The following is a 20,120-nucleotide window of genomic DNA, read 5'->3' on the forward strand; positions in this document are numbered from 1 at the left end:
GGCTGTCTTACTGCGCTTCCGGCTCCGCGCCGGTCGAGCGTCTTGCGACGAATTCTCCCGACAAGCGGATGATCGTCGCTGCCCGCAGCAGCGCCGACGTATCTCCCTCGATCATTTCAACGACAACCCGGACAATCTCGTCGACCGGCTGGCGAAAAGTGGTGAGGTTGTAATGCGGCCAGCCGGCCATCGGAATGTCGTCGAAACCTGCAACGAAGATGTCGTCGGGAACGCGGCAGCCGGCTTCTTCCCGCAGCGCATCGATGCCGCCGATTGCCAGGATGTCGTTGGCAAAGAAAATCGCGTCGGTGCTCTTCTTGGCCGCGATTTCGAGTGCGGCCTTGCGGCCGGCATAATAGCTGTATTCCTGTCCTTCGATCCGGGCGCTCAGCGTCATGCCAAGCTCCGCAATCCGCGTGACGAAACCGCTCTGCCGTTCACGGTTGGTGGTCGTGTGGCTAAGGCCGGCGACATAGGCGACCCTGCGAGCGCCCTGCTGATAGAAATGATCGGCCAGCGCCCGGGCACCCTCGACATTGTTGCAGGCAACACAGCTGAGGTTGGTATCTTCGATGACGCGGTTGATCAGGATGGCAGGACGGCCTTCCGTTGCCCAGCTCAATGTAGAACCCGAGAGGATCGTGGCAGAAATGACGATGACGGCGTCCACGTTATAGCGGCGCAGCGCCGAAAGCTGCTCCTCGAGGTTGGAGCCCTTGGTGATGTTGAAGAGAAGGCTCTGCAGGCCGATGCGCTGCAGCGACCGGGAGAGTTTCTCGATCAGGCCCGGATAGAAGGGGTTCTGCATATCGGAGACGACGATGCCGATGATGTTCGTCCGGCTCTTCGACAGCATGCTGGCGATTGCGTTCGGCTGATAGTCAACCTCAGCCGCATATTTCAGGATCCGCTCACGCAGATCCGCCGCGATGCTCGCGCCCGGGGTAAATGCGCGCGAGACGGCCGACTGGCTTACGCCGAGCATACGTGCCAATTCACGAGCCGTCATCGGCTTGCGGCTCAGCGCTTCACTGGACGGCTCCCCCTGCAAGGACGGTGATCCCTGTTTGCGCATGCTCCATTCCCCGGTTGCTCCCTATCTTCCTATCCTTGTTGCATTCGGATGCAATAATTTCAACCGCTTCCTGCGCATGGCTGCCGATTCTTCCTTTGATAGCTTTTCGCTTTCGAAAAGAGATGAATGCGTTGCGTTGCAGTAGCAGAAAATCGCATGAAATAAGGAGATATCCGGCTTTCTTATATTGGATATCCAGAAACCGATATTTTTGCAGATTTTGACATAAAACCTGTTCCGATTCCAATTCAACCGCTGTGTTGCATACGGATGCAAATTGGAAGATGCTTCTCTCAACAACAACACCGGCGCTGAAAACGTCTGTTCTCCGAGGGAATGCCAGTGGGTACGATCATCAAGTCCGTGGAAGCTTTTCAGGTGAAATGGGAGCCCGGCGAGCCGCCGGGCCGCCGCACGGCTTTCGTGCGGGTGACGACCGAGGACGGCGTCGTCGGCCACGGCGAGGCCTCGCCGATGATGGGGGGCGAACACTCGCTCGGCGTCGTCGGGGATTTTGCGGCCTCGCTCGCCGGTGCCGATGCGCTCGACCAGGCGGTGCTCTACGACCGTTTGCTGCATAAATATGTGAAGCTTGGCCCGGAAGGCGCCGTCACCGGTGCGCTTGCCGCTCTCGATATCGCCCTCTGGGACATCAAGGGCAAGCACTTCAATCAGCCCGTCTACAAGCTGCTTGGCGGTGCCTGGCGCACGGAACTGCCTTTCTATGCCTCGATTGGCAACAATGCCGGCCGCACCGTCGATGAAACGGTTCGCGTGGTCGAGCAGCGCTGGAGGGCCGAAAAGCCCGCGGCGATCAAGATCCGCTGGGATGGCGACCGCACGCGCCAAGACTATGACATTCGGGGCGACATAGCCAAGGCCAAGGCCGTGCGTAAGCTGGTGGGCGACGACTTCCCGCTCGCCTTCGACGCCAATAACCAATATTCCGTCGGCGGCGCTATCCGCGTTGGGCGTGCGCTCGAAGAGCTCGGCTATATCTGGTTCGAAGAACCGGTCCAGCACTATAACGTCCGTGCCATGGGGGAGGTCGCCCAGCGCCTCGACATCACGGTTTCGGCTGCCGAGCAGTCCTATACGACGCAGGCCGTCGTCGACATGATCAATGCGGGCGTGCGCATGGTGCAGCCTGACATCGTCAAGATGGGCGGCATCACCGGCCTCATGCAGTGCGCTGCGATCTGCTTTGCCCATGGTGTCGAACTGGTTCCGCACCAGACGCAGCCGACCATTGCTCATGTGGCAAACCTGCATGTGCTTGCGACGCTGATGCACAACACCAAGCCCGCCGAATTTTCCGATCCGTCGACGCGCATGCATGTCGGCTTCGCCAATCCGCCGATTCCGGAAGACGGCAAGTTCAAGGTGCCGTCCGGCCCGGGCCTTGGCCTGACCGTCAACGATGCCGAGCTCGACAAGCGGCGAAGCTGAATATTCTGACACATGGGAGGAAATGACATGAACTTGAGAAGACGCCAATTTCTGGAATTGAGCGCAGCCACAGCTGCGATGAGCATGCTTGGCCCCGCTCTCGCCCGTGCGGCGAGCGATCCCGATACGATCCGCATCGGCATTGCCGCTAACGGCCCGCGCACCAGCGATCCGAACTACACGACGCAGGGCGGCGACAACTGGGCGACCGAGCAGATGTACGAACAGCTCGTTCGCCCGGATGACGGCACGTTCGCCACCACGCCGGACCAGTACCGACCCACGCTCGCCACCGAATGGTCTGCCTCGTCGGATGCCAAGACCTGGACCTTCAAACTCCGTCAGGGCGTGCAGTTCCACAAGGGTTTTGGTGAAATGACGTCCGAAGACGTCGTCTTCTCCTTCAAGCGTGCCATGGCCGACGGCACGAACAAGCCGATCCTGTCGAATATCGCCGATGTCGTCGCTACCGGTCCCTATGAGGTCGTCATCACGCTGAAGAATTCCGACGTGAACCTGCTGGGTACGTCGATCTTCCTCAACAACACCGCGGTCGTGTCCAAGAAAGCTGTCGATCAGATGGGTGCGGAGAAGTTCAAGACCGATGCGGTCGGCACCGGTCCCTACGAACTCACCCGCTTTGACAGCAAGTGGGGCACGGCACTGAAGCGCCATGAAGGTTATTGGGGCGAAAAGGCGAAGGTCGCCAAGGTCGAATCCGTCTACATCGCCGACACGACGGCGCGCACGCTGGCGCTGCTGGCAGGTGATGTCGATATGATCGAAGCCGTCCGCGCACCGGGCTGGGTCGACTCCATGTTGCAGCGCGACTCGACCCTTCAGTTCGACATGACGTCGCCGGGTTCGTTCAACACGCTGCATATCAACCTCAAACGCAAGCCCTTCGACAATATCAAGGTGCGTCAGGCGATCATGTATGCTGTCGATCGCCATGCGGTTGCCGAGGCCATGAAGCCGATGGGGGGCTTTACCGCCGACCTGCAACCCGAGTCTTTCCCGGGTGGCTTCAAGACCGAAGATTTGCCGCCCGATCTTCAGTACAATTACGATCCGGAGAAGGCAAAGGCTCTGCTCGCCGAAGCCGGTTTCCCTGATGGCTTCGACTTCGACAGCAATGTCAGCCAGCGCGAGGACTATGCATCGATCATGTTGATCGTACAGGAGCAACTGCGTGCTGTCGGCATGCGCATGAACCTGCACATCGGCGATCACACCGCCTATCACGCTGACAATCAGCACGACAAGAATACGCTCGCCCTGCATTCGTCCAGCTACCCGCCGATCCCGACCCAGCTTTACGTTCAGCAGCTTTCGACGAAAGCGGAAGTCAAGCCGGACGGAACGGGCGGCATCAATTACAGCCACTACGGCGTAGCCATGCCCGGTATCGACGACCTGCTTGCCAAGGCGCTGCAGGCAACCGATTACAAGGCCTATGTCGACTATTGCAGGCAGATCGAACTTCAGGTCCTCCGTGATCTGCCGCTGATTGGCATGTCGACGCTCTCCTTCACAGTCGCCCGCAACGCACGCCTTGACCTCGGCTACAAGGTACAGAGCGGCTATGCGCGCTGGCGCTTCCATCACGCCACCAAGAAGGCCTGATCACAGGTCGTGATGAATACGAGTGAATGACAATGGCTAGATATTTTCTCCTCCGGCTGGCGGATGCCATTCCGACAATCTGGCTGGTGCTCACGCTCGTGTTCATCGCGATGCGTATCCTGCCTGGCGATCCGGCGATCGCTGCTCTGGGAGACATGGCTCTCCCGGAGCAGCTGGCAGCCTTCCGTCATAAGATGGGGCTCGATGTGCCGCTCTGGCAGCAATACATCAACTTCCTCATCGGCGTGCTCAGCCTCGATTTCGGCCAGTCCTATATGAACGACGAGCCGGTGCTGAACCTGATCGCCGCCAATCTGCCCTACACGATCGAACTCACCGTTGCGGCGATGATCATCGGCGTCGGTGCGGGTGTGCCCTTCGGCGTGCTGGCCGCAACCCACCGCGACCGGCTGCCGGATTCCGGCATGCGTGTTTTCTCGCTGCTCGGTTATGCCATTCCGGATTTCTATCTCGGCGCACTGCTGCTGATCGGCTTTGCGCTGAACCTCGGCTGGTTCCCGATTAATGGTGGTGGCGATGGTTTCATGGACCGCATGTACCATATCGTCCTTCCGGCGCTGACGCTCGCACTGGTAAAGGCCGCTTTCATCGGCCGGCTGACGCGAACCGCACTTCTGGAAACGCTCGGCAAGGATTATGTCCGCACCGCTCGCGCCAAGGGTGCCCGCGAACCACGCGTCATCTACCGGCACGGTCTGCGTAATGCGTTGCTGCCGCTCTCGACCGGTATGGGCTTGAGCCTGCTTGCCACGCTCTCCGGCTCGGTCGCCGTCGAGCTGGTCTTCAACAGGCCTGGTCTCGGACGCCTCCTCATACAGGCGATCAACGAGCGTGATTACGGCATCATTCAGGGCGGCGTTGTTGTCTTCGCGCTTCTCGTCCTCCTCATCAATCTGGTGATGGATCTTCTCTATATCGTCATCGATCCTCGCATCCGGGTGAAATCATGAGCACCATCACTCAAACGTCAGGGTCACCTTTGCAGGCCTCTGAGCAGCCCATGATGGCTCCCGCGCCCGGCCTGCTGTCGCTTCTGTCCAGAACCCTGCTGCGACGACCATCGGCTATCTTCGCGCTGACAATCGCGCTCATCTTCCTTCTGGTCGCGCTTTTCGCCCCGTGGCTCGCGCCCTATGATCCGTTGGCGCAGAGCATCCTCTCGATCAACAAGGCTCCATCGGCCGCGCACTGGTTGGGTACGGACCAGTTCGGGCGCGATGTCCTCTCGCGCATGATCCACGGTTCGCGCAATTCGCTGCTCTTCGGCCTGATCTCGCCTGCGCTGGCCGCGCTGTTTGGCACCGCGCTCGGCGTAACCGCCGGCTATTTCGGCGGGCTGGTCGATCGCATCATCAGCCGCCTCATCGATCTGTTGCTTGCCTTCCCGGAACTGCTGCTGGCGATCATGATTGCGGCCGTGCTCGGCGGCGCCTTCTGGAACATCATCGCCGTCATCACCGTCGCCTTCATTCCCGGTTTTGCCCGTGTGGCGCGCGCCTCGACGCTTTCGGTGAAACAGGAACCCTATGTAGAAGCCGCAATTGCCGTTGGCGTGCGCACGCCCGTCATCATCTTTCGGCACATCATTCCGAACATTGCGGCACCAATCGTCGTGCTGATGACGCTCTGGGTCGCCTCGGCCATTCGTCTTGAGGCGTCGCTGAGCTTCCTCGGTATCGGCACCCGTGCCCCCAATCCGAGCTGGGGCAATATCATCCGTGACGGCCTCAATAATCTTTTCGGTTCGCCCTGGCCGATCATTGCTGCCGGTTTTGCCATCACCTGCGTGGTATTGTCCTTCAACCTGATCGGCGATGCGGTGCGTGACATGCTGGATCCGGAGACGAGCCAATGACGTCGAAATCACAGAGCCCGCTGCTCAAGGTCGAGAACCTCGCCGTCGAGTTCGGCCATAAGGATGCGCCGATTCGCGTTGTGAACGGCGTTTCTTTCGAAATCGAGGCTGGCGGTTCGGTCGGCATTGTCGGCGAATCCGGTTCGGGCAAGTCGATCACGTCACTCGCAATCATGGGGCTGATCCCAAACCCTCCCGGCCGTATCGCTCAGGGTCGCATCGAGCTGGAAGGCGTCAACCTCCTCGATCTGCCGAAAACGAAATTGCCCGAGATTCGCGGCCGAGACATCGCGATGATCTTTCAGGAGCCGATGAGCTCGCTGAACCCGGTGATGACGATCGGCGACCAGATCGGCGAAGCGATCAAGCTGCATGAGAAGATGAGCCGCGGAGAGCGCCGCGCCCGCATCATCGAACTTCTGAAGCTCGTCGGCATCCCCAATCCGGAAGGGCGTCTCGATGCCTATCCGCACCAGTTTTCCGGCGGCATGCGCCAGCGCGTGATGATCGCCATGGCGGTCGCCTGCAATCCGAAGCTCTTGATTGCCGATGAACCGACGACGGCACTCGACGTCACCATCCAGGCCCAGGTCCTCGACCTGATGGCGAGGGTGAGAAAAACGCTGAACACCGCCGTGCTGCTGATCTCGCATGATCTTGGCGTCATCGCCGAGGTCTGCGACCGGGTGATCGTCATGTATGCCGGCCGTGTCGTCGAGGATGCGGATGTCCGCTCGATCTTCAGCACTCCCAGCCATCCCTATACCCGCGGCTTGCTGCAATCCATTCCGCGTCTCGATGACGATCGGAAGCGCCTCTACCAGATCCCCGGTTCCGTGCCGCTCGCCGGCACGATCAAGCAGGGCTGTCCCTTCTATACCCGCTGCAGCGACCGGATTGACAAATGCGCGGTCGAGATGCCGCCCATCTTCACCGTTTCAGAACGCCACAAGGCGGCCTGCTGGGTTACCGCCGGAGCAACAGCATGACAGAGATGAGCAGCGTCGACGACCTGTTGACCGTCCGCAATCTTGGCAAGACCTTTCCTGATGCGAGCGGGCTTTCCTTTGGTTCTTCTTCGGGCGGTGTGCGCGCCGTGGACGGCGCATCCTTTTCCGTCAAACCGGGCGAGACGCTGGCGCTTGTCGGTGAATCCGGCTGCGGCAAGTCTACGCTCGGCCGTCTTCTGTTGCGGCTGATCCAGCCGACCGATGGCGAGGTGCTCTTCGAGGGCCGCGATATCACCGCCCTCAATGCTGCCGAAATGCGCATGATGCGCGCCAAGATGCAGATGGTCTTCCAGGACCCCTATGGATCGCTCAGCCCGCGCCGTTCGATTGCGCAGATCATTTCCGAACCGCTCGAAGTCTTTGGGCTGGCGAGATCTTCGAGAGAACGGCGCGAGCGCGTGGCGGAACTGCTGGTGCAGGTCGGTCTGTCGCCGAGCTTCATGGACCGTTATCCGCGTCAGTTTTCCGGCGGCCAGCGCCAGCGCATCGGCATTGCCCGCGCCATCTCGGTCAACCCCCAGTTCATCGTCGCCGACGAGCCAGTCTCTGCGCTCGATGTCTCCGTGCAGGCGCAGATCGTCAACCTCTTGCAGGATCTGCAGGCCGAGCGAAAATTCTCCTACCTCTTCATTGCCCATGATCTCGCGGTCGTGCGGCATATCGCAGACCGTGTGGCGGTGATGTATCTCGGCAGGATCGTCGAGATCGGACCGAAGAAATCGGTCTATGCCCTGCCGCAGCATCCCTATACACAGGCGCTGCTGTCGGCTGCTCCCGAGCCCGATCCGGATCGCAAGGCGAACCGCATCGTACTGCAGGGCGACGTGCCGAGCCCGTCACGCGTCCCGCCGGGCTGCAGCTTCCACACCCGCTGTCCGATTGCAAAGGACATCTGCAAGGTCGATCGGCCGTTGCTTCGCGAAGTCTCGCCCAACCAGTTCTCGGCCTGTCATTTCGCCACACCCAATCCGCTGACGCAGGCAGGGTAAAACGATCGGCCTTCAGTGCACCAGGCCCGCCGGTGATTCTTCGTTCGTTCCCTCGACCGGCAAGTCCATGCCGCAGCGTATCGGCATAAATGACTCGAGCCTGAAGGTCATGGACCGGTATCGTCCGCTTTCACTCTGTACGGGATTCCGGCTCGTCCATCCTCAGTGCGTCCAGCGGAATGTCGCTGCTTTCGGCCTGCGCCATCGCTTTGACGAGCGAGATGATCGTTTCGCGGATACGACGGTCCTCGATCTTTACGAAGGCCTTGTTGAGGACGAGGCCTTCCTTCGACCGCAGAAATTCTGCGACCGGATCGATGGAGGCGGAAAGGTCGAGGCCGGCAAAGATCGGCGCTTCCGAATCATCCTGTTCGAAAAAGAAGGCCGGTGAGGTGCGCAGCGCTTCGGCGATTTTCTGCAGACGGCTTGCGCCGATGCGGTTGATGCCCTTTTCGTATTTCTGCACCTGCTGAAACGTAACGCCGATCTGTTCGGCAAGCCGCTCCTGGCTCATGCCGAGAAGCTGCCTGCGCCTGCGCATGCGCATGCCGACATAGGTATCAATCGCGTTCGGTGTCTTGACGTTCATGGCCTACCTTCTGTCTCTTTCGCATTTCAGTCCATTGCCTTGTAGACGGCATCGCGCCGCTTTTCTACGTGTTTTTGATATCATATTAGACATCCAAGAATTGCAATATTACACATCTAAGAATTGCGCGGGACTGTGGCATATGGCCCGGAACCATCACTAATACGGGATCGGTGCGTGGGTGACCGAATTGCAGGATCCTGAACAAGAATCTTAAAACTGCGTACCGATCTGCGTGAAACTGGGCTGTAATTGTTGCTCTTCATACGATAAATGCACTTTCAGCGACCGCCGCCGACAATACACTTCCCAAGCCCCGATCGCCCTAATAACAGCCCGCAAGAAAATCGACGACGGCCCGGCATGTTTCCGGCCGCGCAGGAGGAAGACCCATGGCGTCTGTTGCCGAGAGCGCCCCCCACTTTGAAAAGACAGCAATGTCCATCCTGGTGGCAGTCAGCTTCTGCCACATGCTCAACGACATCATGCAGTCGCTGCTTGCCTCGCTCTATCCGCTCTTCAAGGCCAATTACAACCTCGATTTCGTGCAGATCGGCCTTCTGACCATGACCTTCCAGGTCACGGCTTCGCTGCTCCAGCCGCTCGTCGGCATCGTCACGGACCGTTGGCCGATGCCTTATTCGCTGCCAGTCGGCATGGCGAGCACCTTTTGCGGACTGATCCTGCTCGGCAATGCCGGCAGTTTCGAGCTGCTGCTCGTTGCCGCAAGCCTCATCGGCTTCGGTTCGGCCGTCTTCCATCCGGAATCTTCGCGTGTCGCGCGTCTTGCTTCCGGCGGCCGCCACGGTTTTGCCCAGTCCTTCTTCCAGGTGGGCGGCAATGCCGGCCAGGCAATCGGTCCGCTGCTGGCCGCCTTCATCGTGCTGCCGAACGGTCAGCACAGCGTGTCCTGGCTTTCCGCCATCGCCATGGTCGGCATCGTGGTCCTGAGCTGGGTCGGCAACTGGTATATGAGCCACCGCCGCCAGAACGCCAGCAAGGCGGCCCCGAGCCGCACGCTGCCTCTGCCTCAGAGCAAGGTCGTCTGGGCACTGCTCATTCTCGTGCTGCTGACTGCCACGAAGAACGTCTATATGGCAAGCGTCTCGAGCTACTTCACCTTCTACGTCATCGACCGTTTCCAGCTCGATGTGCAGCAGGCACAGCTCATGCTCTTCCTGTTCTTGGGGTCTGTTGCCACCGGCACTTTCCTGGGCGGCCCGATCGGCGATCGTTTCGGCGCCCGCTTCGTCATCTGGTTCTCGATCCTCGGCGTCATCCCCTTCGCGCTGCTGCTGCCCTATGCGAACCTTTTCTGGACGGGCGTGCTCAGCGTCGTCATCGGCCTGATCTTCGCCTCTGCCTTTTCGGCCATCGTCGTCTTCGCGCAAGAGCTGGTGCCGGGTCGCGTCGGCCTGATCGCCGGCGTTTTCTTCGGTTTCGCCTTCGGTGCGGGCGGCCTCGGTGCGGCCTTGCTCGGCGGTTTTGCCGACTCGCGCGGTATCGCCTTCGTCTATCGTATCTGCTCCTACCTGCCGCTGCTCGGCCTGTTTACCATCTTCCTGCCGCGCATCCCGAAGAACCGAGCGGTTTAAGTTTCGCGCTCAGAAAGAGGCACCGAGAAGCGTTTCGGTGCCTCTTTGGTATCCGGGCAAGCGCACGGCGTGGTGTTGCGTTCGAATGAACATATTTTCCCCGGCCTTTGGCGAAGACGGATCGTCATTTCTTTAATCTACTATTTTGATGGATAATATCCATCTTATGATGCAGCCCGTAACGGCGCGATAGTGGAAGGAAGTGACATGTCTGCACCCAAACTGGTCGGTCTTGCCGGCAGCTTCAATCGTCCCTCGAAGACCTTTGCGCTGGTCGAGAATATTGCCGGTCTCGCCGCCGAAAAATATGGCTTCGACAACACGATCTACGACCTGACGGATGTCGGTCCCTCGCTCGGCCAGGCGCTGCGCCGTGACGACCTCGACAATCGTGCCAGGGAAATCATCGCCGATATCGCCAATGCCGACGTCCTCGTCATTGGCGCGCCGACCTTCAAGGGCAGCTATCCGGGTCTCTTCAAGCACCTGATCGATCTCATCGATCCGCATGAACTGCGCGCCAAGCCGATCGTCATCACCGCCACCGGCGGCGGCGACCGCCATGCACTGATGGTCGAGCATCAGCTTCGCCCGCTCTTCGGCTTCTTCATGGCCCATACCCTGCCGACGGCCGTCTATGCCTCTGAACGCGACTTCACCGACTATCGCGTTTCCTCCGAACAGCTTTCCAAGCGTATAAGGGAGGTCATCGGTGAGCTCACCGCCTTCTTTCCGGGCAGAAGTTCCACGCTGATCGCAGCGGAATGAATGCCATCCCGAGACTGATTTCAGCGGCGCCATTGGGCGCCGCTTTCGCTTGAGCGTTATTTTAGGCTGACATTAATCCACAAATTTGATAGAATTTTTATCCTGCCGGTATCGACAAGGCGGCAAGAGTTTTTCCGGCGATGAGAAGACATCGGACGTTCGTGCTTCGCTCGCAATGAGCGCATTTGCAATTATCCGCCTGCTCGGGGCTCGGCCTCATCAGTCAGACGGGATATAAAATGACCAAGAACAAGAATTTCAGCGCCATTTCGCTTTCGCGCCGCGCGGCCCTCGCTGTTGCCGCCTCTGTGGCAGCACTCATCGCCTTTGCTGCGCCGGCTCCTTCCTTTGCAGAAGACAAGTCGATCAAGGTCGGCATCATGAGCGGTGAGGATGAGGATGTCTGGCGTGTCGTCACCAGCGAAGCCGCCAAGAAGGGTCTCAAGATCGAGACGATCACCTTCAACGACTATACCCAGCCGAACGAAGCGCTGGAGCGCGGCGAAATCGACGCGAACGCTTTCCAGCACCAGCCTTATCTCGACAACCAGATCAAGCAGAACGGCTACCATATCGTCCGCGTTGGTTATACCGGCGTCTGGCCGATCGGCCTCTACAGCAAGAAGCACAAGTCCGTTGCCGAACTGCCCGAGAGTGCCGTGATCGGCGTGCCGAATGACCCGTCCAACGAAGGCCGTGCTTTGCGCGTTCTGCAAAACGAAGGACTGATCAAGCTGAAGGATGGCACGGGCATTCTTGCGACGATCGCCGATGTCGCTGAAAACCCGAAGAATATCGAGATCAAGGAGCTGGATGCCGGTATCGTCGGACGCTCGATCGATGATCTTGACGCCGGCGTCGTCAACACCGACTGGGCGCTGAAGAGCGGTCTTTCGCCGGCAGAACGCGTCGCGCAGGAGCCGATCGCCGACAATCCCTATCGCAACTTCATTGCCGTGAAGGAAGAGAACAAGGATGCCGATTGGGTGAAGACCCTCGTCTCCTCCTATCAGAACGACACGGTCAAGGCCGAGTTCGACAAGGTGTATAAGGGTACCGGCCTCAGCGCCTACTGATCCACACGCCCTCCGCAGGGCGTCAACAACAGAGGCGGCCCGGGTCTTTCTGCCAGGGCCGCCTTCAGCATTTGTGAAGGAACGAGCATGAATTCAATTGTCTCCGCCTCGAGGATCGAGACGCGACCGGCTGATGCTGAAGAGGTCGTGCGGCTGAAAGATGTCAGGCGCAGGTTCGGCGCGACACCAGCGCTCGATGGCATTTCGTTGAGTGTGAAGAAGGGTGAAATCCTCGGCATTATCGGCCGCAGCGGCGCCGGAAAGTCGACGCTGATCCGCTGTCTCAACGGTCTCGAGCGCGCCGATAGCGGCGAGATCGTCATCGAGGGCCGCAACATCACGGGTCTTGCCGAGCAGGAACTGCAGCCTTTGCGCCGTCGCATCGGCATGATTTTCCAGCATTTCAATCTGCTGTCGGCCAAGACCGTCGAGGAGAATGTCGCACTGCCGCTGAAGATTGAAGGCCTCGCCAGGGCCGAGCGGCTGAGGCGGGCGCATGAATTGCTGGAACTCGTCGGCCTTTCCGACAAGGCCAAGGCCTATCCGTCTTCGCTATCCGGCGGCCAGAAGCAGCGCGTCGGCATTGCCCGCGCACTCGCCGCCCGCCCGGCCTTGCTGCTCTCGGATGAGGCGACCTCGGCGCTTGACCCGGAAACGACACGCTCGATCCTCGCGCTTCTGAAGGATATCAACAGTAAGCTCGGGCTTACGATCCTGTTGATCACTCATGAGATGGAAGTGGTGCGCGGCATAGCCGATCGCGTCGCCGTCATCGATGCCGGTCGCATTGTGGAAGAGGGGCAGGTCTGGTCGATCTTCGGCGATCCGCAGACGGCGATCACCAGGAGCCTGCTCGGCGGCATCCGCCCGCAGCTTCCCGAACATATCGCCGCGCGCCTGTCGCAGGCCGGCGGCACGGAAGCGATTCTCAGCATCGATCTCGCCGGGCCGGAGGCACAGGGCGCTCTCTTTGCCGATCTGTCGGCAACGCTGCCGCATTCCTTCCGCCTCGTACACGGCGGCATCGACCACATCCAGAACCAGCCTGTGGCGCGGTTCTTCATCGCCATTCCAACGCGCGATCCTGCGCTTGCCGAAAAGGTCGAACAATTTCTGAAGGCCCGGTCCGCCCGGGTGGAGGTGCTTGGTTATGACACCGATCATGATTAATCTGCTTTTGCGCTCCCTCTGGGAGACCGTGCTGATGACGGCGGCTTCCGGTGTGATATCGCTTGTTGCCGGCTTGCCACTCGGGCTGGCGCTGGTATTGACGAACCGCGGCGGCATTGCCGAAAATCCCTGGATCAACCGCATCCTCGGCGCCGTCATCAACGGTTTCCGTTCCGTACCCTTCATCATCCTCCTGGTGGCACTGATCCCGCTGACGCGAGTGATCGTCGGCACGGCGATCGGCACGTGGGCTGCCATCGTTCCGCTCGCCATCGCTGCCACGCCCTATTATGCGCGCATCGCCGAAGTGTCGCTGCGCGAGGTCGATCGTGGCCTGATCGATGCCGTGCGGGCCATGGGCGGCAATCGCTGGACGATCATTCGTGAGGTTCTGGTGCCTGAGGCATTGCCGGGCATCGTCGCCGGCTTCACGGTCACGCTGGTGACGCTGATCGGCGCATCGGCCATGGCTGGCGCCATTGGTGCTGGCGGTCTCGGCGACCTCGCCATACGCTACGGTTACCAGCGGTTCGAAACCAACGTGATGATTGCAGTCGTGGTCGTCCTTATCGTTCTCGTATGCGGCATTCAATGGCTGGGCGACCGGCTGGTTGCCCGCCTTGATCATCGCTCGGCCTAGAGCAATTCCAGCAAAAGTGCGTAGCGGTTTTGCGTCCGGAATTGCGTGAAAACAAAGAGATAGAGCACTTCCGTGATTCGAAGATAAACGGAAATGCTCTATCGCCTGAACCGTGCGGCGGGATGGCCGGCTGGCAGCCTGCCGTTTCCGCCGAAGAGCTTCCGGCGCAGCGATCCTTCCGCATAATCTGCCTTGAACAGGCCGCGCTCCTGCAGCACGGGCACCGCGAGATCGACAAAATCATTGAGGCTTTCCGGCGCCACGGTGCGCGCCAGATTGAAGCCGTCGATACCGCCCTCTTCGATCCAATGCTGCAGGATGTCGGCAATCTGCTCCGGCGAACCGACGATCGGCTTCATCCGGCTGCCGAGCACCATCTGGTCGATTATTTGCCGCTTCGTCACCGGTTTTGCCGCCTGCTTGGTGATCGCCGCCAGCGCCGACTGATTGGCATTCGTCGAGCTTTGGTCGATCACGTCATCGAGGTCGTATTTCGAAAAATCGACGCCGACGGAGGCGGAATAATGCGCCAGCGAGGCCTCGACGCTCGTATGTCGGCGATATTCCGCGAGCTTTTCTTGTGCCTGGCTTTCCGTCTTTCCGACGACGACAGTTATCAGGCTCAGGATCTTTATCGCATCCGCGCCGCGACCGTTCGCCAGCGTCTTGGCGCGAAGCGCATCGACAGTCGGGCGCGCCGATTGCGGTGTCGGCCCTGCGATGAAGACGCATTCGGCATGACGGGCAGCGAAATCCTGCCCGTGCGCGGACGCGCCGGCCTGGAAGAGCAGGGGCGTTCGCTGTGGCGAGGGCTCCGAGAGATGGATGCCCTCCATCTTGTAATATTGTCCCTGATGGCGGACGGCGCGGACCTTGGAGGCATCGGCAAAGACGCCGCGCTCCCGGTCGCGCAGCACGGCATCGTCGTCCCAGCTTCCCTCCCAGAGTTTGTAGAGGATTTCGAGATATTCCTCGGCGGCGTCGTAGCGCGCATCATGCTCCGGCAGTTTGTCAAAGCCCATGCTGCGGGCTGCACTATCAAGATAGCCCGTCACGATGTTCCAGCCGATCCGCCCCTTGGTCAGATGGTCCAGCGTCGACATGCGTCGAGCCAGAAGGAAGGGCGGCTCATAGGTCGTATTGACTGTCACGCCGAAGCCCAGATTCTTCGTAACGTAGGCCATCGCCGAAATCGGCATCAGCGGATCATTGACGGGGATCTGCGCGCCCGTTTCGATAACCGGGGCCGGGCTGTTCTTGTAGACATCGTAGACGCCGACAATATCGGCAAGAAATATGCCGTCCAGCTTGCCGCGTTCTGCTGTGCGCGCAAAATCCGCCCAATAGTCGATGTCGGTATAGTTTACCGAGCGATCGCGCGGATGTGTCCACATGCCGTGGTTTATATGGCCGACGCAGTTCATGTCGAAGGCGTAGATCTGCATTTTCTTCATAGGAATGGCCCCAGGACCGTGGATAGAAATCAATGTTTTGTGTCGCAAAATATCCTAAGCCAGTAGCACGGACAGGCTGGAGGATAGTAGGGTGGAGACGAAAAGGCGGAGGATGAAATGACGAAGAAGACGCTGTCGGACTGGGAAGCACTGGCGGAAAAGGAGCTGCGTGCACCGCCGGAAACGCTGACCTGGCACACGCCAGAAGGCATCGACGTCAAGCCGCTCTATACGGCCGCCGATCTTGACGGCGCCGACGCGGACACTCTTCCCGGCTTCGCACCTTTCACTCGCGGTCCGCGCGCCACCATGTATGCCGGCCGGCCCTGGACGATCCGGCAATATGCCGGCTTTTCGACCGCCGAAGAATCCAACGCCTTTTATCGCCGCAATCTTGCCGCGGGCCAGAAGGGGCTTTCCGTCGCCTTCGATCTCGCCACCCATCGCGGTTATGACAGCGACCATCCGCGTGTCGTCGGCGATGTCGGCAAGGCAGGCGTGGCGATCGACAGCGTCGAGGATATGAAGATCCTCTTTGATGGCATTCCGCTGCAGGACATGTCCGTCTCCATGACCATGAACGGTGCGGTCATCCCGATCCTCGCGAATTTCATCGTCGCCGGCGAAGAGCAGGGCGTTTCGAAGGCGGAATTGTCGGGGACCATCCAGAACGACATTCTCAAGGAGTTCATGGTCCGCAACACCTATATCTACCCGCCGGAACCCTCGATGCGCATCGTTGCCGATATCATCGAATATACGGCAAAGGAGATGCCGAAATTCAATTCGATCTCGATCTCTGGCTATCACATGCAGGAGGCGGGCGCGACGCTGGTGCAGGAGCTTGCCTTCACGCTGGCCGATGGGCGCGAATATGTGCGTGCGGCGATCGCCAAGGGGCTGAATGTCGATGATTTCGCCGGGCGGTTATCCTTCTTCTTCGCAATCGGCATGAACTTCTTCATGGAAGCAGCCAAGCTTCGCGCTGCCCGGCTGCTCTGGACCCGTATCATGGAGGAGTTCCAGCCGAAGAAGGCCTCGTCGCTGATGCTGCGCACCCATTGCCAGACCTCGGGCGTGTCGCTGCAGGAGCAGGATCCTTACAACAATATCATTCGCACGGCTTTCGAGGCGATGTCGGCCGTGCTCGGCGGCACGCAGTCGCTGCACACCAATTCCTTCGACGAGGCGATCGCGCTGCCGACGGAATTTTCCGCCCGCATTGCCCGCAACACCCAGCTCATCCTGCAGCACGAGACCGGCGTCACCAAGGTCGTCGATCCGCTTGCCGGCTCTTATTACGTAGAGAGCCTGACGAAGGAATTGGCCGACAAGGCCTGGGCGCTGATCGAGGAGGTCGAGGCGCTCGGCGGCATGACGAAGGCAGTCAACGAAGGCCTTCCTAAGCGCCTGATCGAGGAAGCCGCCGCCCGTCGTCAGGCCGCCGTCGATAAAGGCGACGAGGTCATCGTCGGCGTCAACAAGTACCGGCTGGAGGCCGAACATCCGATCGATATTCTTGAGATCGACAACAGTGCGGTGCGTGCCGCGCAGATCCGCCGCATCGAGGACACCAAACGACGACGCGATGGCGTGAAGGTGAAGGAAGCGCTGGCGACGTTGTCTGAGGTCGCCCGAAGCGGTGACGGCAACATGCTTGCAGCAGCCGTCGAAGCTGCCCGGGCACGCGCCACCGTCGGTGAAATCTCCGATGCGATGCGCGAAGTCTTCGGCGACCATTTCGCCACACCCAAAGTTATCAGCGGTATCTATGGCAGCGCGTATCGCGACGAACCCGAGCTCGACGTCCTGAAAACCCGCATGGCAGACGTGACCGAGGCCATGGGCCGCAAGCCGAAGATCATGGTGGCCAAGCTTGGCCAGGACGGGCACGACCGTGGCGCCAAGGTAATCGCCTCGGCCTTCGGCGATGTCGGTTTCGACGTTCTCGCCGGCCCGCTGTTCCAGACGCCTGAAGAGGCAGCCGGCATGGCGGTCGGCGAGAAGGTCAACGTCGTCGGCGTCTCATCGCTGGCGGCCGGTCACAGGACCCTGCTGCCGCAGCTGATCGAGCAGCTGAAGGAGCGGGGCGGTGGCGATATCATCGTCGTCTGCGGCGGCGTCATCCCGCGACAGGATTACGAATTCCTGCATGAACACGGTGTGGCCGCCGTCTTCGGTCCGGGTACCAATGTACTGGAGGCCGCGAATTCAGTTCTCGACCTCCTGCAGGGTATCCGGCGGAACCAGTAGCTTAGAGCAGTCCGCGCTTTGCGAGATTGCCCATCAGGGATGAGATGCCGAAGGTCCAGGGTGGGCATTCGGTGGAAAGCCGGACCGTATTGACCAGCGCGCCGAGGCCGGCGGACGAAATTTCCACGACATCGCCGATCTTGTGCGTGAAACCCTGGTTCTTTGCGTCGCGATCCTGCGTCGGCGCAAAGAGCGTGCCGAGGAACAGCATGAAACCATCGGGATACTGATGGTGAGCGCCGACCGTCTGCTTGACGAGATCGGTCGGATCGCGGCTGATCTGCGACATGGAGCTCTTGCCATGCAGGACGAAACCATCCTTGCCGGTGACCTTGAGATCGAGCTCGGCCCTGCGAACGTCATCAAGGCTGTAGCCCGCATCGAAGAGCCGGACAAAGGGACCGATGGAGCAGGAGGCGTTGTTATCCTTCGCCTTGCCGAGCAGCAGCGCGGAGCGGCCCTCGACGTCACGCAGGTTCACGTCGTTGCCGAGTGTGACGCCCTTGATCTCGCCGCGGCTGTTGACCGCCAGCACGATTTCCGGTTCCGGATTGTTCCAGGTCGAGATCGGGTGAAGACCGATATCGGAACCCCAGCCGACCGATGAGAGAACCGGCGACTTGGTGAAGACTTCCGCATCCGGGCCGATGCCGACTTCCAGATATTGCGACCAGATGCCTTCCTCGATCAGCGCCTGCTTGACCTTGGCGGCTTCCGGCGAACCAGCCTTGATATTGGTGAGGCTGCCGCCGATCAGCGTGCTGACGCGCTCGCGGATGGACGCGGCCCGATCCGCATTGCCGGCGGCCTTTTCTTCGATGACGCGTTCGATCATCGACTGCGCAAAGGTCACGCCGCAGGCTTTGATCGCCTGCAGGTCGGCCGGCGCCAGAAGATAGGTCTTACTCGCATCCGGCCTGCCGGTGCTGTTGGCTGCGATCTCCTCCAGCGTGCCAAGCGGCTTGCCGGTTGCGGCTCGGACGAACTCCGCCGCATCGGCTCGCTCCAGCAGTGCGCTCAGGGTCGGGGCCTCGGCAGAGGTGATGTCGACGAGGGCGCCATCGCGCAGTGTCACGATGCTTGGCCCGGCTACGTCAGGGTTCCAGGCGCGACCGACAAAGAGACCGCCCGAAGCGGCAGCATCGAGGGGGAAATGGGACATGGTGATCTTCCGTCACAGGCGGAGCGGGGAGCGCTCCTGCAGAATGGGATAGCTGCCGTCCTCCTACCCGACGGCGGAGAAAATCGAGCACATTCATCGGGCAAGAGCAAGTCTCAACAGACCGAAAGCGGTTCGTGTTTGTTTTGTGTGCGTGCAAAATAACAAAGCATCGAAGCGGCATTTCGCCATAACTTATAACTATTTAGATACAAAATAATCTTTCTATTTCATATATTTACCAAGGAGGCAAAACTCTTTTGCCGCAGATCTTGCCTTGACAGGGCCTCTCTTTCGTTATCTGTTTTGCACCATGGAGGAGGGTCGGCGGATGCCGACCTGCGAAAGTTTTCCCGGGAGGATAATACTGCGATGCTGAGATTTGCCGTCGTCGGGATCGACCATGGGCACACGTTCGATCATGTGAAGGGATTGCTGGCCGCGGGCGCCGAATTCGGCGGCTATTGCCCGCAGACATCAGTGCCCGCGATCCGCGAAATGTTCGAGAAGACCTATCCGGATGCGCCGCAGATCGACCGGGAAAAGATCTTCGCCGATCCCTCGATCGACGTCATCTGCATTGCCGCCATTCCGCGCGACCGCGCAGGCTTGGCGATCCGCGCCATGAAGGCCGGCAAGGACGTCATGACCGACAAGCCGGGTGTCACGACCTTCGCCCAGCTGGAAGAGGTCAAACGTACCGTTGCAGAAACCGGCAAGATCTTCTCCATCTGCTTCTCCGAGCGCCATTGCGTGCGCTCCGCCGTCAAGGCCGGCAAGCTGGTGAAGGAAGGGGCGATCGGCAAGGTCATTCAGACGCTGGGCACGGGACCGCATCGGCTGCAGTTGCCGACGCGGCCGGACTGGTTCTTCGATCCGGAAGCCTTCGGCGGCATCATCGTCGATATTGCCTCGCACCAGATCGACCAGTTCCTTTTCTATACCGGCTCGACGACGGGCGAGGTGGTCGCCAGCTCGATCGGCAATTTCGGCATGCCGGAGAAACCGGCTTTCCAAGATTTCGGCGACGTGTTGCTGCGTTCCGACACGGCAACCGGTTACATCCGCGTCGATTGGTTCACGCCGGAGGCGCTGCCGACCTGGGGTGACGGACGCCTGACTATCCTCGGCACCGAGGGCTATATTGAATTGCGCAAATATATCGACATCGCCGGCCGGCCGGGTAAGGATCACCTCTTCCTCGTCAACGGCAAGGAGATGACGCACATCGATTGCAGCAGCGAGAAGCTCGACTATTTCGATGCTTTCGCAGCCGATGTACGCGACCGCAGCGAAACGGCAATGACACAGAACCACGTTTACGAAGTCTGCCGCCTGTCGCTCGAAGCACAGACGAAGGCCGCCCGCATCGGTACCCGCTGAGGAAAACA

At 60.1% G+C, this 20,120-nt stretch carries 17 protein-coding genes; 13 read left to right on the top strand and 4 right to left on the bottom strand.

The window, feature by feature from the left end; translation table 11 throughout:
• Positions 1-7: 7 nt before the first annotated feature.
• Positions 8-1,075: a LacI family DNA-binding transcriptional regulator gene (locus KQ933_RS24285; RefSeq protein ID WP_216760375.1), complete on the bottom strand. Its 1,068-nt coding sequence runs from the start codon at positions 1,073-1,075 to the stop codon at positions 8-10.
• A 342-nt stretch (positions 1,076-1,417) separates the two neighbouring features.
• On the opposite strand from KQ933_RS24285, the gene KQ933_RS24290 reads away from it, so the two are divergent.
• From KQ933_RS24290 to KQ933_RS24315, 6 genes are read left to right on the top strand one after another with little or no spacing between them, the layout of a single operon-like run.
• Positions 1,418-2,524, top strand: a complete 1,107-nt coding sequence (locus KQ933_RS24290) for a mandelate racemase/muconate lactonizing enzyme family protein (protein ID WP_216760376.1) — start codon at positions 1,418-1,420, stop codon at positions 2,522-2,524.
• Positions 2,525-2,551: 27 nt separating this feature from the next.
• Entirely contained in the window at positions 2,552-4,150 is a 1,599-nt protein-coding gene (locus KQ933_RS24295) for an ABC transporter substrate-binding protein (protein ID WP_216760377.1), read from the top strand.
• A 32-nt stretch (positions 4,151-4,182) separates the two neighbouring features.
• On the top strand, positions 4,183-5,121 hold the full coding sequence (locus KQ933_RS24300) for an ABC transporter permease (protein WP_216760378.1): 939 nt from the start codon (positions 4,183-4,185) through the stop codon (positions 5,119-5,121).
• A 50-nt stretch (positions 5,122-5,171) separates the two neighbouring features.
• Complete coding sequence (locus KQ933_RS24305) at positions 5,172-6,026, top strand: ABC transporter permease (protein WP_216760379.1); 855 nt, start codon at positions 5,172-5,174, stop codon at positions 6,024-6,026.
• Positions 6,023-7,015 (top strand): ABC transporter ATP-binding protein, encoded by a 993-nt coding sequence (locus tag KQ933_RS24310; protein ID WP_216760380.1) that lies wholly within the window; start codon positions 6,023-6,025, stop codon positions 7,013-7,015. The genes KQ933_RS24305 and KQ933_RS24310 overlap by 4 nt, the downstream gene beginning before the upstream one ends.
• On the top strand, positions 7,012-8,025 hold the full coding sequence (locus KQ933_RS24315) for an ABC transporter ATP-binding protein (protein WP_216760381.1): 1,014 nt from the start codon (positions 7,012-7,014) through the stop codon (positions 8,023-8,025). The genes KQ933_RS24310 and KQ933_RS24315 overlap by 4 nt, the downstream gene beginning before the upstream one ends.
• Before the next feature lie 130 nt (positions 8,026-8,155).
• Here the strand turns inward: KQ933_RS24315 and KQ933_RS24320 are convergent, their stop codons facing one another.
• Complete coding sequence (locus tag KQ933_RS24320; protein WP_216760382.1) at positions 8,156-8,614, bottom strand: helix-turn-helix domain-containing protein; 459 nt, start codon at positions 8,612-8,614, stop codon at positions 8,156-8,158.
• A gap of 392 nt (positions 8,615-9,006) precedes the next feature.
• Between KQ933_RS24320 and KQ933_RS24325 the strand changes: the two genes are divergently transcribed.
• The 5 genes from KQ933_RS24325 (at position 9,007) to KQ933_RS24345 (ending at position 13,863) form a co-directional block, all read left to right on the top strand.
• On the top strand, positions 9,007-10,209 hold the full coding sequence (locus KQ933_RS24325; protein ID WP_216760383.1) for an MFS transporter: 1,203 nt from the start codon (positions 9,007-9,009) through the stop codon (positions 10,207-10,209).
• A 207-nt stretch (positions 10,210-10,416) separates the two neighbouring features.
• A complete protein-coding gene (msuE, locus tag KQ933_RS24330) occupies positions 10,417-10,977 on the top strand; it encodes an FMN reductase (RefSeq protein WP_216760384.1) in 561 nt (186 codons plus the stop codon).
• 239 nt (positions 10,978-11,216) lie between these two features.
• Positions 11,217-12,053 (top strand): MetQ/NlpA family lipoprotein, encoded by an 837-nt coding sequence (locus KQ933_RS24335; RefSeq protein ID WP_216760385.1) that lies wholly within the window; start codon positions 11,217-11,219, stop codon positions 12,051-12,053.
• Positions 12,054-12,140: 87 nt separating this feature from the next.
• Positions 12,141-13,223 (top strand): methionine ABC transporter ATP-binding protein, encoded by a 1,083-nt coding sequence (locus tag KQ933_RS24340; RefSeq protein ID WP_216760386.1) that lies wholly within the window; start codon positions 12,141-12,143, stop codon positions 13,221-13,223.
• Positions 13,204-13,863 (top strand): methionine ABC transporter permease, encoded by a 660-nt coding sequence (locus tag KQ933_RS24345; RefSeq protein WP_216760387.1) that lies wholly within the window; start codon positions 13,204-13,206, stop codon positions 13,861-13,863. Before KQ933_RS24340 ends, KQ933_RS24345 begins: the two co-directional genes overlap by 20 nt.
• Before the next feature lie 98 nt (positions 13,864-13,961).
• Here KQ933_RS24345 and KQ933_RS24350 read toward each other — a convergent pair whose 3' ends face one another.
• Positions 13,962-15,317 carry an LLM class flavin-dependent oxidoreductase gene (locus KQ933_RS24350; RefSeq protein WP_216760388.1) on the bottom strand — a complete coding sequence of 452 codons (1,356 nt, stop codon included), beginning with the start codon at positions 15,315-15,317 and terminating at the stop codon, positions 13,962-13,964.
• A 117-nt stretch (positions 15,318-15,434) separates the two neighbouring features.
• Between KQ933_RS24350 and scpA the strand changes: the two genes are divergently transcribed.
• Positions 15,435-17,570 (top strand): methylmalonyl-CoA mutase, encoded by a 2,136-nt coding sequence (gene scpA / locus KQ933_RS24355; protein ID WP_216760389.1) that lies wholly within the window; start codon positions 15,435-15,437, stop codon positions 17,568-17,570.
• A 1-nt stretch (position 17,571) separates the two neighbouring features.
• Here the strand turns inward: scpA and KQ933_RS24360 are convergent, their stop codons facing one another.
• Entirely contained in the window at positions 17,572-18,732 is a 1,161-nt protein-coding gene (locus KQ933_RS24360) for a fumarylacetoacetate hydrolase family protein (protein ID WP_216760390.1), read from the bottom strand.
• Between the two features lie 369 nt (positions 18,733-19,101).
• Between KQ933_RS24360 and KQ933_RS24365 the strand changes: the two genes are divergently transcribed.
• Entirely contained in the window at positions 19,102-20,112 is a 1,011-nt protein-coding gene (locus tag KQ933_RS24365) for a Gfo/Idh/MocA family protein (RefSeq protein ID WP_216760391.1), read from the top strand.
• Positions 20,113-20,120 lie beyond the last annotated feature (8 nt).

The organism is Rhizobium sp. WYJ-E13, assembly GCF_018987265.1.
GTDB lineage: Bacteria > Pseudomonadota > Alphaproteobacteria > Rhizobiales > Rhizobiaceae > Rhizobium.